Below are 15124 nucleotides of genomic sequence, written 5' to 3'. Positions count from 1 at the left end.
CGGGAAGCGAGCGCGCTTCAGGGCTTGATCTTCTGGAAGAGCGCGGGGAGGCGCGTGCGGTAGAGCTCCAGGACCTGCGGTTCCATCTCGGCGAGGGGTTTGACGGGCACGAGGTCCATCACCTCGGCGGGAGGCAGGCCGGAGTCGACGAGCGTGCGCGCCGCACCGCAGACCATCCGCTTCAGGGCGACGTCGGCCTCGGCAGGGGCAAGTCCGAACGAGACGGCCAGCTCGCGCAGCGCCTGCATCTGGAACCAGAGATACGTCGGGCCCATCGCGGTGAACACCGCATACGCCTCGATCTTCTCCTCGGCCACCTCGGGACTCTCACCGAGCGGCGCGAGCAGTGCGTGGACTGCAGCCCGGTCGGCCGCATCGAGCGCCGGGGCGAAGACGATCGGGTTCATGCCGAAGCCCACCACCGACGCGGCATTCGGGTTCGACCGGGCGAGCCGCGAGAAGCCGCCCAGCAACGCGGAGAGCTTGGCCAGGGTGAACTTCGGCGCGAGCGACACGAGGATCGCGGCGGGCCGCAAGGCACGGGCGGCCGCGCCGGCGGCTTCGGTCAACGCCGGCGGATGCGTGGCGAGGAAAACGATGTCCTGCGCCGCGGCCGCGGCGAGATCGGTCGTGGTCTCGACCGCGGCATAGCGCGCCTTGAGCTGCGCCAGCGCCTGGGCGTTCGGGTCGGCCACGACCACGTGTGCCGGCATTTTTCCGGCGCGCGTCCACCCGGCGAGAAAGATGCGGGCGATGCGGCCACCGCCGATGAAACCAACCGTCTGCTTGTTCATGCGTGGGTCCTCCGGTGGGTGGCTCAGCCCAGCAGGGGCTTGATCTGGTCGGGCGTGAGCAGCCGGCCGCTGCTCTTGACGACACCGTCGACGACCAGGCCCGGGGTGGACATGACGCCGCGTTTGGCGATCTCGCGCAGGTCGGAGACCTTTACGATGTGATATTCGAGACCGAGGGCCTGGGCGGCCGCCTCGGTGTTAGCCTGCAGTTGCTGGCACTTCGCGCAGCCGCCGCCGAGAATTTCGATGTTTTTCATGGGAGAGAAAGGGAGACGTCACAGCACCGCGTTGAACAGGAACCCGACGAGCATGATGCCCGCGGCCACCACGCTGAAGAACACCGCGATCAGCGGCAGTTTGAGCACCTGGCGGAGGATGATCGCCTCGGGAAGAGAGAGGCCGATGACCGCCATCATGAACGCCAGGACGGTGCCGAGCGCCGCGCCTTTCGCGAGCAGCGCCTGCACCACCGGAATGATGCCCGCGGCGTTCGCGTACATCGGCACGCCCATAAGGACCGCCAGGGGCACCGACCACCAGGCGTCGCGGCCCATGATGGACGCCATGAAATTCTCGGGCACGTAGCCATGAATCCCGGCGCCGACGGCGATGCCAGCGATAACGTAAGGCCAGACCTTGCCCACGATCTCGCGCACCGCCTGCCGCCCGGCGGCCAGCCGCTGCGCCCACGTCATGGCGTCCTCAGGGGCAGCCGTCGCGCCCGCGGCGGACTCGTATACCCAGCCCTCCACCCAGCGCTCGAGCCGGAGTCGGCCGATCACCCAGCCCGCAATCAGCGCGATGACGAGGCCGGTGGCGAGATAGAGCGCCGCGACGCGCCAGCCGAAGAGACCGAAGAGCATGACCAGGGCGACCTCGTTGACCATGGGCGCCGAGATCAGGAACGAGAACGTCACTCCCAGGGGCACGCCCGCCGTGACGAAGCCGATGAAGAGTGGCACGGCCGAGCAGGTGCAGAAGGGAGTTACCACCCCGAGCAGGGCGGCGAGCACGTTGCCCTTGAGCTCACGCCGGCCTGCCAGGAAGGCGCGCGTGCGCTCCGGGGTGAAGAAGGACCGAATGATGCCGACAACGAAGACCACCGCCACAAGCAGGAGCATCACCTTGGGGGTGTCGTAGAGGAAGAACTCGACGGAGGATCCGAGGTGACTGCCCGGCGCGATCGCCAGGAGGTCGTAGGTCAGCCAGCGACTGAGCGAAGACAGAAGGACGTACGCCGTCAGCCAGAGGGCCACCACGGCGGCGGCGATCAGGAAGGGGCGATGGGAGAGGCGCGGCTGATTCATTTCGATGATCGGCGAAATATAACGGCAAAAAAATCAGCTCCGGGCGCGCTTCGTCGCGCAGCAGGACCCGGTGGCTTTCGGCGCGCTGCCATCGAGGCAGCGATTGAGGTCGGCGACGCAGCCCAGCTGCAGCCGGTAGAACACCTGCTGGCCGCGCTTCTCATCCACGAGCACCCCGGCGTCCTTCAGGATTGCGAGATGACGCGACACGGTGGACCAGGCCAGGCCGGCGACCTCCACGAGATCGCAGACGCAGCGTTCGCCCTCGCCCAGCGCGTCGACGATGCGGAGGCGCGCGGGATGGCCGAGAGCCTTGAAGACGGCGGTGCGTTGCTGGAGCGTCATGGCCCGGCAGTCATTTCGCCTTTCGGCGAAATGTCAAGCCTCCCGCCGCCGCAGCCGGCAACGCCTGCAGGCGAGGGAGAGACGCGGACGTCGTTCCGTTGAGGACGCGAAGGGGACGAGGGCTGCAATTATTACTGCCCCGTACGCAACGACTAGCAGGATAATGTCCAGATACTCGGGAATAATGTCCGGATACTCCACGCGTCCCTGCCGGCTTGGGTGCGCCGCGCGTCAGCGGCGCCGCAGCGTGACGGTGTCGCCCGTCCGTTCGGCCCGCACGCCGGCCGTCTGCTCGAGCAGCCGCACGAAGGCTTCGACGTTTTCCGGGCGAAACGACGCCACGATCGAGACCCCGTTCAGCTCGGCGTCGGCGATCACGAGTTGCGTGCGGTTGAAGCGGTTGAACTCCGCCACGATCTCGGCGAGCGGGCGGCCCTCAAAATGCATCCATCGGCTCTGCCATCCCAGCCGTTGCACCATTTGTTCCGGCGTCACGGACGTCACCTCCACCGTGGGCCGGCTTTCCGCCAGGGAGACCCGGGCACATTCGCCGGCGGAAACGAGTGCAGGCTTCAACTCCACATCACGCTTCGCCGAGGGCTGCACCTGCACGCGGCCTTCGGTGACGAGAATCTCGACGTCCGCTGTCGCCATCCGCACGTCAAAGGCGGTGCCCACCGCGCGCACCTGCACGCCGCCGGCCCGCACGATGAACGGGCGGTGCGCGTCTTTCGCGACCTGGAAGTGCGCCTCGCCCTGCCGCAGCACGACCCGCCGCTGCGCGGGGCCATAATCCACCTCGAGCACCGCACCTCGGTTCAGCTGCACCACCGAACCGTCCTTGAGCACGCGTCGTTCACAGGCCCCCGCGACCACCGGGGCTTCGGCAGGCGGCAGCGAACGGGCGTTTGTGACGAACCACAGCGAGACCCCGAGCACCAACGCCGCGGCCAGCCCCAGCGGCGTCCACGCGGTCCAACGGCGGCGGCGCGGCCGCGCGAGCAGATCCGGATTCGGCTCCGTGCTGTGTTCCGGCCGCCAGTCCGCCAGGACATCGAGCGATGCCCATTCCCGCTTTTTGCGCGCGAGCCACTGACCGTGGCTGGGATCGGCCGCGAGCCACGCCGAATACTCGTCGAGTTCCGGTCCACTGAGACCACGATCCAGCCGCACGACCCAGTCGGCCGCCTCAAGCTCGGCGCGCCGGCCGTCTTCAGAGTTGGAGGACGCCGCACTCATGTCAGTCGCGCTCCTTCCGCAGGCGCTCGGCCATGTACTCCGAGCATTTGTTGAAGCCGATTGTCAGCTGCGCCGACACCGTGCTGACGGAGATACCCAGCCGGTCGGCGATCTCGCGCTGCGACAAGCCGTAGACCTTCCGGAGCGTGAAGATCTGCCGGCAGCGATCGGGCAGCGACTGGATGGCGGTGGTCAAGAGCGCGAGTTCCTGCTGCCGGTTGATGGCGGAGACGACGTCCTCATTCGTATCCAAGACGGATGAGAGGTCGGAATCCACGAAGCCCTGGGTGGGCAGCGACTGGCGGTGGCGCACCCGATCGAGCGCCAGGTTGCGCGCGACGGCGAAAAGAAAGGCCTTCGGCGAGTGGATGGCGCAAGGTGTGGCGGCCCGAAGCAGGCGAATGTAGGCCTCCTGCACGACGTCATCCACCTCAGTCTCGTCGGGGAAGCGGTGGTGCAGCCACGCCCGCAGCGCGGCCTCGTGCGGCTGCACCTGTTCCGCAAACCAGCGGGAGATCTCGGGATCGGCTGGAGGCATCGGCACTCACGCGGCCGCCGCCGCCTGCCGGCGGCGCGAACGCCGCCAGACGATGGCGGTGACCAGGGCCGACAGCGCGGAAGCGCTGAACCAGAAGAGGGCGGCGACGGTGAAGTCGTAGTGGGTCGTGGTACCGGAGGCGACCTTGCCGCCCTCGATCAGGAAGCCGCTGACGGCATCCTGCGTGCCCGCGCCGATGTAGCTGGCAATGCCGACGGTGCCGAGCGCCGCGCCCGCGACCTCCTTGGGCACGCAATCGATGGCGAGCAGACCGCCAAGGAAGCAGATGAGCGCGCCGATCGAGATGCCGAAGCCAACCATGCACGCCGCGTCGAGCCAGACGTGGCCGCCGGGGATGGCAAGGAAGGCACCGAGGGAGACCGCGTTGAGCAACCCGGCGAGCAGGGCCGGCATGAAACGGTTGTCCGCGAACCAGCGGTCGGTCACCCAGCCGGACGCAATGGTGCCGAGCACGCCGCAGACGGCGTTGATGGAGATGATCGAGCCGGCCTGCACGGGCGCATAGCCCTTCCCCATCTCGAGGTAGAAAACGCCCCAGCTGTTGATCGAGTAGCGCGCGATGTACATAAACGCGCTGGCCGCGGCGATAAGCCAGATTTCGGGCGATTTCACCACGCTCCATTGCAGCGCGCGGATGCGCCGCCGCTCCTCCGGCGCCAAACGCGTGTGATCCGCCGCCTGCACCGTGGGCTGCGCGCCGGGCGGCTGGTTGTGGAAAAAGAGCCAGACGATCACGACGCCCATCAGGCCGGCCCCGGCCGCGCCCCAGAAGCCCCAGCGCCAGCCAAACGTCGAGCTGACGAGCGCCACGGCGACGAAGGTGAGCCCTTCGCCGATGTTATGGCTGGCGCTCCACAGGCCGTAATAGGTGCCGCGCTGTTCCCGCGAGAACCAGCGCGAGAGGCCGACCACGCACGCCGGCGAACCCATCGACTGGCACCAGCCGCTCGCGAGCCAGAGCAGCAGGAACGCCAGGAAGCCCGGGTTGAAACCCAGCACCAGGTTGACGACCGCCGTGCCGAGCAGGCCGAGCGCCAGGAAACGGGTGATGTTCGCGCGGTCGGCGAGGAAGCCGTTGATGAGCTTGCCCGCGGCGTACGCGTAGAAGAGCCCCGAGCCGATGAGCCCGAGCTGCGACTCGGTCAGCACGCCCTCGCGCACCAGCGGGGTCTTCACCACCGAGAGGCTCAGCCGGCAGACGTAGTAGAGACTGTAGCCCAGCGTGCCCGACAGGAACACGGCCCAGCGCAGGCGGCGCAGGTGGGCATCGGCCGGAGACGCGCTGACCGCGGGTGCCGTGGTCACGGGTGAAGCCCCTTCTGCCGCAGGTAATCGATCAGGTACGCCGGGCGGTCAGACTGGATGATCGTGGCGCCCTGCTTCAGGAGCCAGCCGTAATTAGCCTCGGGGTCATCGAGCGCCTGGTCGTCGCTGCGCGGGCCGGACATGCCCGACCAGAGCACGTTGGCCCAGATCCGCACGCCGTTCGTCTTGCACGCCGCGTAGAGTCCGGCCACCGCCGGGTTCCATTCCGGAAAAACAATCTCCATCGCGGGAGCCTTGATCAGCCGCAGGTGCCCCTCGGCGATCGCGACCACCGCGGCGGCGTCGAGCTTCTTGCCAAAGGTGATGATCGGCATGAACACCGCCTGGTCGAGGACGGCGGGGTGCGCCGCAAGGACCTTTTCCGCCGGCGTGCCGTACGCCTTGATCACGACCTGGCGGGCGGTGCCGGTCTTCTCCAGCAGCGGGAGGATCTCATTCCCCCACTCGAAGCCCTTGTCGATGTTCAGCAGCACGCGGTCCTTCACCGCGAGCAGCGCCTCCTCGAGCGTGGGGACGCCGTAGGGTGTCTCGATGCCGCAGCCGTTGCGCAACTTCAGCGCGCGGATCTCGGCCAGCGTGTAATCCGCCACCTTGCCCTTGCCGGTTGTCGTACGGTCCAGCGTGCGATCATGCATCAGGACGAACTCGCCGTCCTTGGTGCGCGCGATGTCGATCTCGATGATGTCGACCCCCAGCTTGATCGCGCTGCGGATCGCCGGGACGGAGTTTTCGGGGAAACCGCGCCAGTCACCACGGTGCGACACCACCAGCACGCGGGGGGAGCGGGCGTCGTACAGGACCGCACGCAACTCCTCGGCGCGGGACCCGGCCGGGGCGACGGCGGCCACCGGAACCGGCGTCGCAGCGAAGAGGGAGCCAACCAGCGCGAGCCCAGCCAGCAGGAGGAGGTGTCGACGATGCATGAAGCGGGAGACGAAGATGACGCAAAACGGATACGCGGCTCAAGGCGCGAGTGCCGGGTGCCGTGGTCACGCCACCCGGTCCGTTTGCCGGTCAACGGAAGCTGTACGTGGCGCCGATGAACCAGGAGCGACCGTTGTCCAGTTCCTCGCGGTTGTATTCCTGGTTGTAGCCGAGGACGCGCGTCGGCCGGTTGTTGGTCAGGTTTTTCGCCTGGAGCGTGAACGACCAGCGGCGGTTGAAGCGGTACCGGATCTGCGCGTCGTAGACGTCATTCGCGCGGTAGAAGCGGTCCTCGAAGGCATCACTCGTGTCGATCGCCCAGAGCATCGGATCGGTGTGCTTGTAGCTCACCTGCGCGCTCCAGCGCTTGTACTCGTACATCAGGGTGATGTTCAGAGTGTATTTGCACGACTCGAGGAGGCTGGGCAGCTTCCGGCGCGTGCCGTCGTCCATCTCGATCGTCGAAGTGTCGATGTTCAGCCAGGTCACGTTGGCGCCAATGCCGAAGCCGCGGAGCGCCCGGGGCAGGAAATCCAGCTTGGTATCGGTGAAACCGAGTTCGAGGCCGTCGATGCGGGCGTCGTCGAGGTTGCGCGGCGTCGTCGTGCTGGTGATTACATCTACGCCGTCGACCGTCGCCGCGCTCTTCGAGGTCACGGAAACGATCTCGTTGCTGACGTTCTTCCGGCAGACCGCGGCGGAGATCATCGAATCCTTCGAGAAGTACCACTCGGCCGAGAGATCGAAATTGTCGGATTCGCGGGGCTTCAGATCGGGGTTGCCCTTGCTGATGGTGATGTAGCCATCGCTGCTCTGGTCGTTGACGACGGTGCGCGAGGCAAGGTCGCCGAAGGCCGGGCGGCTGATGGAGCGGCTGGCGGCGGCCCGCAACCGGAGCTTGTTGGTGACGTTGTAGCTCAGGTTGATCGAAGGCAGGACGCTGTCGTAGTGGCTGCGCTGTTTTTCCCAGACGTAGTACGTGCCGGCATCGGAGCTCTTGGTGGCCCAGGAGCCGGTCTCGAGCCGGGTCTGCTCCCAGCGGACACCCGCGAGGCCGACGAACCGGTCGGTGCGGTAGGAGCCCATCGCGTACGCGCTCGCAACGCCCTCGGTGAGGTCGTAGTCGGCCTCGAGGTTGTCGCCGAGGTTGCCCGAATACAGCGGGTACAGGGACGGGTTCGCGGCGAACATCTTCCGCGCCTTGTCCATGTCCACATTGAGCAGATACGTGTCGGGGTCGCTGTACGGATAGATCGTCCGCGCATCGAGGGCATCGGCCAGGGTGAGCGTCTTGGCGGTGGGCCGGTAGCGCGTGATGCGGTAATCGTACGTGCGATCCATGAACCGGTAGCTCGCGCCGCCCTTGTAGCCCCAGCCGCGGGCATCCGGGGTGGCGTTGTAGCCGTAGTGCGAGTCGAGGGAGATCACCTGCTCGTTCGACTCATAGTCGTACCAGGCGTGCTCGTAGTGCCGGTAGTTGGCCGGGTTGTAGTAGTACGCTGGATTCAGCGGCGTGAACTGCACCGGCGCGCCGAAGTTGGTCTGGAAGGTGTACGCAAGGCTGGCGGAGTTGGACGCGCGAAAGATGTCGTCGTCGGCATCCTGGCGGTAGTTGCCCACGCCGTAGTTGACCGCCGCGCTGAACTCGCGGTCGGGCGACGGCTCGGCCTTGAAGCCGATCTCCCCGTACATGATGCGCCGGTCCTGAAAGTAGTCGTACCGGTTCACCTCGGCATTGGCGCTGTTGACGATGCCCGTGGTCGGGCCGGTGATGGCCGGTTTTCCGGCCGTGCCGGTGTTGCGGATCAGGGTATTGAAGATGCGCTGCTCGTCATTGGTGTGCTGGAAGAACCCGCTGGTGACATGCAGGGTCGCCGTGCTGATCGGGCGGTACTCGTACTTGGCGAACAGGCCGTAGCGGGCGCGCACGTTGTCATAGGAGTACCAGCTGCGGCGACTCGGCACCGGCGTGGCGCCGGTCGAGTTGCCGATCGCGGTGGAATACTGGGCGCCCGTCGCGTCCCAAAACGTGAACGTGTCGGTCGAGGCGAGGATGGTCGACGAGTCGCGGCGGAAGATGCTGGCGGAGACGACCAGGCCGTGCTGGTCGCGTTTGCCGAAGATGTCGCTGGTGGTCAGCTCGAACTGCCCGGAGGGGGTGAAGCGTTTGAAGTTCCGGCGGTTCTCGTAGTAGCCGTAGTTGCCGCGGGCCGACAGGTAGAAGCCGGAGTTGTCGAACGCGCTGCGCGTGCGGAGATTCACCACGCCGCCGATCGCGTCACCGCCGGTGTCGGGCGTGTACGTCTTGTAGTAGCTGATCCCTTTCGCGAGCGACGACGGGATGATGTCGAGCGAGACATTGCGGCGGCTGGCCTCGGTTGAGGGCAGGTGCATGCCATCGATGTAGATCGAGTTGTAGTCCGAGTTGAGGCCGCGGAGCGTGGCGAACTGCGACTCGCCCCGGCCGTTGTTGATGATCATGGAGACGCCGGGCAGGCGCTCGAGGGCCTCACCGAGGCCAAAGTCCGGGATGGAGCCGATCTCGTCCGCCGAAATCACGTCGGCGATCACCTCTTCGCCGCGCTTCTCGGCGATGGCGCGGCGCAGTGACAGCGTGGTCCCGCTCACCACGTACTGGTCCAGCACGACGGTGGAGGCGTCGGCGGAATCCGGAGTCTGCGGTGCCCGAGAGGCGCCGCGGCTCTCAGGCACCACCGCTTTTTTTGGTTTCGATTCCTTCCGCTGGATGGCGACGGCGCCGGTGGCCGGGTCGATGATGGCCACGAGGTCTGATCCCGCGAGCAGCAGCTCGAAGGCGGCCGCGACCGAATACTCCCCCTTGAGCGCCGGGGTCTTCACGCCCACGACGACGTTGGCCGGAAAGACAATCTCGGCGCCGGCCTGCTGGGCGGCCTTGGGCAGCGTCGAAGCGGCGTCGCCGGCCGGCACATCGAAGGTTCGCCGCGCCGCCTGCGCGAAAAGGGCGTGCACCGGCAGCAGCAGGCAGGCCGTCAACAGGAACGCTCGCGCCAACCAGGCGCATCTACGTGGGGTGAAGTCAGGGGGCATGATGTCTGGATGTACCCCTAAGACGGGAGCCGTAGCCCGGGACACTAAAAGTGTCTGCAGATTTTCGCCTGGCCCCACGAACGCCAATGTCTCGCAAATCGGACATCGCCGCGGCCGCGCTCACCGCCCACCTGCGGGCGCCGCCGCCCGCCGCGGCGCATGCCTCAGCCAAACCGGCCGCTCACGGTACCTCGTAGATCTCGACGAGGAGCTTGCCGGCACCGGAGCCGCCGGTGGCCTGCACGGCATACCCACCCGGAGGAAGCGTCACGAGGAGCGCGGCGTCCTTGGATCCGGCGATGAAACCGAACGCGCTGACGCGCTCGAAGGCGGTTTTCAGCGCCGCGTCCCAGTCGTCGTTCGTGGCCATCGGGGTGGACGCACCGAGACGAAACAGGTTCAACACGGGGTTCGGCAGCACGTCGGTCTGGTTGAGTTGCGTCAGACTCGGGCCAGCCGCGCGGATAAGCAGGGTCTTCGCCGTGCGCCCGCCCAGGCTGAAGCCGGCGGTCAAGACCTCGCCCGCCGCGACGGACTTCAGGACGGACACATTGCAGAGCCGCGGCGTGTTGACCGTGATCTGGTCGGCCATGGTCAGGTCGTACACTTCGGCGAGGACCATTCCATGGGTCCCTTTGGCGCCGTAAACTCGGACGCTGTTCAAGTTGGCCAGCGGCTTTGAACTCACGAGCGCGGCATCCGCCGACGTCCCGCTAATAAAACCGAACGCGCTGACACGATTGAACGCCTGCATGAGCGCCGTGCTCCCACCCCAATTGTCGTTCTCCGCCGTCTTGGTCGATTCGGCGTAAAGCTCCACGCGCGGATCTGCGTTCACGACCCCCACGCCGAGAAGCGTGAGGGACGGACCCGCCGCGCGCACGAGCACGGGCTTGTCCCCGCTGCCATTGACCGCGAAGCCCATGGTGAAGAAGTCCTCGGACTCGAGGCTGGTGAGCACAGACAAGTTCACGATCCGTCCGCCCTCGGTGACCGGGACCACGGTGAGGGTCGCTGGCGTGCTGAGCGAAGCGCCAATCGCGTTGCGTGCCTCGCAGGAAATCTGCCCCGCGTCAGCGAGGGATACGGCCGGAAGCTGCAGGGTCGGGCTCGTGGCCCCCGGGATCGCCAAGCCGTTTCGCCGCCACTGGAAGGTGGTCGAGACATCGGGATTCTCGATCGTGACGGAGAAGGTCACCGCGGTGCCGACCACCACCGTCTGATCCTGGGGCAGCGTGGCGAACAGCGGCGGCGCGCTGGCAGCCAGCGAGGCAATCACCTCGCCGACGACCACATACCGGCCGTTGCCGTACGCCACGTCCCAAAGGTCGATGTTGGCGCCCGGAGTGCCCGTCGTGAGCGGCCCCCAGGCGGAGCCATCGATTGACGTCAGCAGGCTCGTGCAATCGAAGAATCGCCCGCCCGCGTAGCCAAGTGCGCCGATATTGGAGCCGCCGGGAATCGGGGCGGTGGTGAAGGTGACGCCATCAGTGGTGGTCGTGACCGGGTTTCCATTCCCCGACATCCGGGCGATCAACCGACCGCCACTGGACGCCAGGTACAGGGCCTTCGCCAGCGCGGGGACATCGGCCCACTCCGTACCGTCGACCGTCGACGCGGTGTACGAGCGGAGGCTGTGGTCGGGCTGCTGAACGAGGTAGAGGGCGTAGTACCGGCCCGCGAAATAGACCAGATCCTGCACGTAGGCACCCGTCGTCGCCGAGGCATTGGGCAGCGCAGTCGTCTCGCGCCACGTCACCAGGTCAGGCGAGAACAGCAGCGACGGGCGGCTTTGGGAGTTGCTGACCAGCATCGAACGACCGTCGGTGGCCACGTGATTCACCGACACCGAATCGGTGTACAGCCGTTCCCACGCCACGCCGTCCTGGCTCCGCCACATGGCGTTATTCGATGCCAGGTAGAACGATCCCGCCGTAAACACGACCGTACCCTGCGTGGCCAGCCCGGCGCCCGCCGCGTTCCACGTGACGCCATCAACACTCCACGCCAGCGCCGGACATCCATTGGCGCCTTCCAACGTCGCGACGAACCGGCCATTGCCGAAAGCAACGGAGCGCGCGGAGTTCACGTTCGCGAGCCCTGTCGTGCCAAACGTCCAACTCGCGGCGGCCCGTGCCGCCGGCAGCGCCAGCGCCAGGGCCAACGCGACAAGCATGAGCAGGTGGCGACAACGGGTCGGAGCCCGCATCGCGCCGGAGCTCCAGGGAGAGAAACTGCTATTCATAGTTGGGGGTCGCGCCGAGACGCGGTGCCGCCCACGCAGCCCAGACCTTTGGCGAATGTCAATTCCCCGAGACCAAGTCACCTGATTCTGGAGACCCGCACTCGAGCGCGGGCTGCCCGCCTAGCGCGGCCGGGAGAAGCGGACGGTGAAGGCGGCGGGGAGCTTGGTCAGGACCAATTCGGTGGCGCCCTCGACGCGGAGCCGGGCGTCGCCGGATACCGCGGCGATTTCACCGGCCAGCGGCGCGGGAATGACCACGCCGCCAGGCGGGGCCTTGAGGTCTCCGCCCACGATCATCCTCACGACGACACCTTCGGCGCTCGACTCGCTGCGCAGGGCGTAGTCGAGCGGGCCGTAGTAGGTCGGCAGGCGCTTCACCGTCACGCCCACCGGATCGAGCACCCATTCGTCAGGCACGCCGGCCGCCAGCACCAGTGCCTGGTCCTGCTCTCGCTCATACACGAACATCGCCCGGACTGAACGGATGAAGTCCGACCCGCACCAGGTGTGCGGCATGTCACCGATCATGCGGGGCGTCCGCGGCTCGCGAAAGACGACCTCGGCCCAGTGGTTCCAGGCGGCGGGCCGGCGTTGGGCCATGAAGAAGTCGAGGGCGGCCTTCGCGCGGTCCTTTTGCCCGAGGTACACATACGAGCCGATCACGCGGTTCTCATAGGGGGTGAAGTCGACCCAGGGCAGCGTGCCGTCGCGGCGCTGCACGAAACGCTCGAAGTAGCGATCGAACGTGCGGTGCAGCGCGGGCTCGGGCAGCCGGCCCAGTTCGTAACCCGGGGCAAGCGCGATCGTCGTGGACGTCGCGTCGAAGTCGCCGAGTTCCGCGCAGCCGGGAATGAAGTCGATTTGCTTCAGCGTCATCGCGAGGTCGATCGACGCATACAGGTCCCGCGCGAAGGCGTCGCGCTCACGCGCAAAGTCCGATGCGGCCGCGTGCTCGCCCAGGACCTCGGCGATGCTGACCGCGTCCTTGAGCCCGCGCAGGATGAAGAAGTCGTCCCAGTAGGAATGCATGGGCTTGGCGCTGTAGCCCTCGTGGCTGATCGATTCCGGCACGAGACCGTAGAGCACGCGCTTCTCCGGCGGGCCATCGCGATATTCCGGCGTCATCCGCTTGGCGCGCAGGCTGCGAATGTACCCGACCGTCTTCACCACATGCGGCCACTGCTGCCGCAGCCAGGCGGCGTCGTGGGAGAATTGATACACCTGCATGAACAGATAGATCAGCTGCCCATGGCTGTCGTGCTCGTCGGTCGGATCCGCCCCGCGGGCGTCGACGACGCAGGGCACCTTGCCATCGGGAAACTGGTACGGCGCATACCAGTCGGCGAACGCCCGTACCTCGTCGGTGAGGCCAAGTTCCAGCAACGCGGTGGAGGTCAGCGAGCCGTCGCGGATCCAAGAGCGCTGGTAGTTCCGGGACCCGGGCTGAATGCGCGGGCCATCCTGATTGATGAAAATGTACGCCAGGTTCGACTTCAGCGTGTCGATGACGGGCTGCGCCGCCGGCGGCAACGTCACCTGAAACCGGTCGAGCAAACCCTCCCACGTGCGACGCGTCGCCGCGTGCGCCTGCTGGACATACGCCGCCGCCTCGGCCGCAGGGACCGGTGCGCGGGGCAGCGGCGCGTCGGCATGGAAGGGCGATACAACATGCACCTCGCGCGTGCCGCCCGCGGGCAGGTTGAACTCGTAGGCGAGCGCGGCCGAAGCGAAGCCCAACGGGTCCTCGGCCTCGGTCGCCGCCGGCACCGCGCCGTGCCGCAAGTGCTCGGTGATCTCCCCGGCCTCGAACGGCGTGGCGCCAAAGGCATCCGGGGACTCCAGCGGCACGAGCGCGCGTTCGTTCACCCGGATGACCCCGTACGTCCGGCGGATATGCTCGAGGCGCGTCCATCCCGCGGGGTGGAACAGGCTCTGCCAGGGCGGATTCACCTGGAAGGGACGCACCGCCAGGAAGAGCTGGCCCTTCGCCGGCTTGCCGTTGGCGGTGACGCGGTAGCTCGCGATCAACCGGCTGTCGGCCCCGGCCTGTCCGGCGGCGAGCGCGGTGATCGTCAGGGTGACGTCGCCGCTGCGCCATTCGACGCTCGGGATCGGCAGGTAGCCCTTCTCCAATGAAACCTGCGACGTGACGTCCGCCCACGTGATGAGGCGGCCATCGAGGTAAAGGAACGGTTCGATGGTGTAGCCCATCTGCGCGACCTCGATGGCACCGTGCTCGTTGAGCAAACCTTCGACGTCATCCACCGGGCTGCCGACCACGGTCCAGTAGGCCTGCTCGGGCACGTAATACCGGGGATAGGAGCCGCGCGGCTCCGCGGCCGCGACGGCCTGGAAGAACGCATTCTCGCTGGCGCCGAACTCGGGCCCCTTGACCTCGAGTCGCGCCAGCCGCACAGCCGAGGGGGCCGTCCCGGCAGGCAACCGGAGCCGGAGGCGGTGGCCCTGTTGCTCGTGCAGGAAGAGGTAGTCGCGGCCGCCGTTACCCTGACGAACCCGGCCGACGGTCTGCCACTCGCCCCGGGCGTCCGCAAGTTGCACCTCGTACGCGGAGGCCGCCGCGCCGGGCGCCCAGTCGAGCACCAGCCCGCCAAGTTCGCGCTCGTAGCCGAAGTCGAGCTCCAGCCACGCCTCATCGCGACCGCCTGCGACCGACCAATCCTCCAGCACGGCGCCGCGGGCCGAAACGCGGGGCGACGTTGCGGCGCGTCCCGTGGACGTGGTCACCCTCGGCTCTGCGCGTGCCGCGGCGGCGGCGGCGACCGGCTCGAAGCGCAGGTTGTCGATGCAGACGCGCCCCACCCCGCCGCTGCCGGCGGAGACCACGAACTCGATCGCGGTGACCCGGCGCAGCGCGGACTGCGGTGCGGGGCCCCACGCAAATGTGATGTGCCGCTTGCGCAGGTGCTGGGTCGTCCAGGTGCGCGGAAACGTCACGTCGAGCCGCTTGAGCCACCAGACGTTGTCGTGCTCGTCGATGAGCTTGACCTCGAAGTTGTTCACCGGCGCGTCCGCCTGGAGGTCGAAGAGAAACTGGTAGTTTGCCGGCAGGTCGAGCGACACCGCCTTGCGCGCAATGACGTGCCCGTGCGCGCCGCGAAGGTCGAAATCGAGCGCGAGCGCCCGGCCATCGCGTCCGGGCACACTGGTGATGGCGCCGCTGACGCCCTGGGACGGAAAGGCCTGCCAGCCGGCGAGCGTTTCGAAGTCGTCGATGACGCGGGCGGAGGCGGCGGAGGCACAGGCGAGCGCCCCGAGGCAGATCGCGGCGAGGAGACGGCGGAGGATCATGGGAACG

General features: G+C 67.3%; 11 protein-coding genes. All 11 read right to left on the bottom strand.

Going from position 1 to position 15124, the window contains the following annotated elements:
• Nucleotides 1-17: 17 nt before the first annotated feature.
• Entirely contained in the window at nucleotides 18-794 is a 777-nt protein-coding gene (locus DB354_RS13100) for an NAD(P)-binding domain-containing protein (protein WP_107836093.1), read from the bottom strand.
• Between the two features lie 23 nt (nucleotides 795-817).
• Nucleotides 818-1051, bottom strand: a complete 234-nt coding sequence (locus DB354_RS13095; RefSeq protein ID WP_107836092.1) for a thioredoxin family protein — start codon at nucleotides 1049-1051, stop codon at nucleotides 818-820.
• A gap of 18 nt (nucleotides 1052-1069) precedes the next feature.
• Entirely contained in the window at nucleotides 1070-2101 is a 1032-nt protein-coding gene (locus DB354_RS13090) for a permease (RefSeq protein WP_107836091.1), read from the bottom strand.
• A gap of 33 nt (nucleotides 2102-2134) precedes the next feature.
• Nucleotides 2135-2446, bottom strand: coding sequence for a metalloregulator ArsR/SmtB family transcription factor (locus DB354_RS13085; RefSeq protein ID WP_107836090.1), 312 nt, complete (start codon nucleotides 2444-2446; stop codon nucleotides 2135-2137).
• A gap of 231 nt (nucleotides 2447-2677) precedes the next feature.
• On the bottom strand, nucleotides 2678-3685 hold the full coding sequence (locus DB354_RS13080) for a FecR domain-containing protein (protein ID WP_107836089.1): 1008 nt from the start codon (nucleotides 3683-3685) through the stop codon (nucleotides 2678-2680).
• A 1-nt stretch (nucleotide 3686) separates the two neighbouring features.
• Complete coding sequence (locus tag DB354_RS13075) at nucleotides 3687-4223, bottom strand: RNA polymerase sigma factor (RefSeq protein WP_146180238.1); 537 nt, start codon at nucleotides 4221-4223, stop codon at nucleotides 3687-3689.
• A 6-nt stretch (nucleotides 4224-4229) separates the two neighbouring features.
• Nucleotides 4230-5549, bottom strand: a complete 1320-nt coding sequence (locus DB354_RS13070) for an MFS transporter (protein ID WP_199226852.1) — start codon at nucleotides 5547-5549, stop codon at nucleotides 4230-4232.
• Nucleotides 5546-6493 (bottom strand): glycerophosphodiester phosphodiesterase family protein, encoded by a 948-nt coding sequence (locus tag DB354_RS13065; RefSeq protein ID WP_107836087.1) that lies wholly within the window; start codon nucleotides 6491-6493, stop codon nucleotides 5546-5548. Before DB354_RS13065 ends, DB354_RS13070 begins: the two co-directional genes overlap by 4 nt.
• 91 nt (nucleotides 6494-6584) lie before the next feature.
• A complete protein-coding gene (locus DB354_RS13060; RefSeq protein ID WP_146180237.1) occupies nucleotides 6585-9563 on the bottom strand; it encodes a TonB-dependent receptor in 2979 nt (992 codons plus the stop codon).
• Between the two features lie 181 nt (nucleotides 9564-9744).
• Nucleotides 9745-11739, bottom strand: a complete 1995-nt coding sequence (locus DB354_RS13055) for an immunoglobulin domain-containing protein (RefSeq protein WP_158277518.1) — start codon at nucleotides 11737-11739, stop codon at nucleotides 9745-9747.
• A gap of 189 nt (nucleotides 11740-11928) precedes the next feature.
• Nucleotides 11929-15117 (bottom strand): discoidin domain-containing protein, encoded by a 3189-nt coding sequence (locus tag DB354_RS13050; protein ID WP_107836084.1) that lies wholly within the window; start codon nucleotides 15115-15117, stop codon nucleotides 11929-11931.
• Nucleotides 15118-15124: the final 7 nt, after the last annotated feature.

Source organism: Opitutus sp. ER46 (assembly GCF_003054705.1).
In the GTDB taxonomy this organism is placed as follows: domain Bacteria; phylum Verrucomicrobiota; class Verrucomicrobiia; order Opitutales; family Opitutaceae; genus ER46.
Note: the sequence above shows the minus strand (reverse complement) of the source record. Positions and strands in the feature narration are given on the sequence as shown.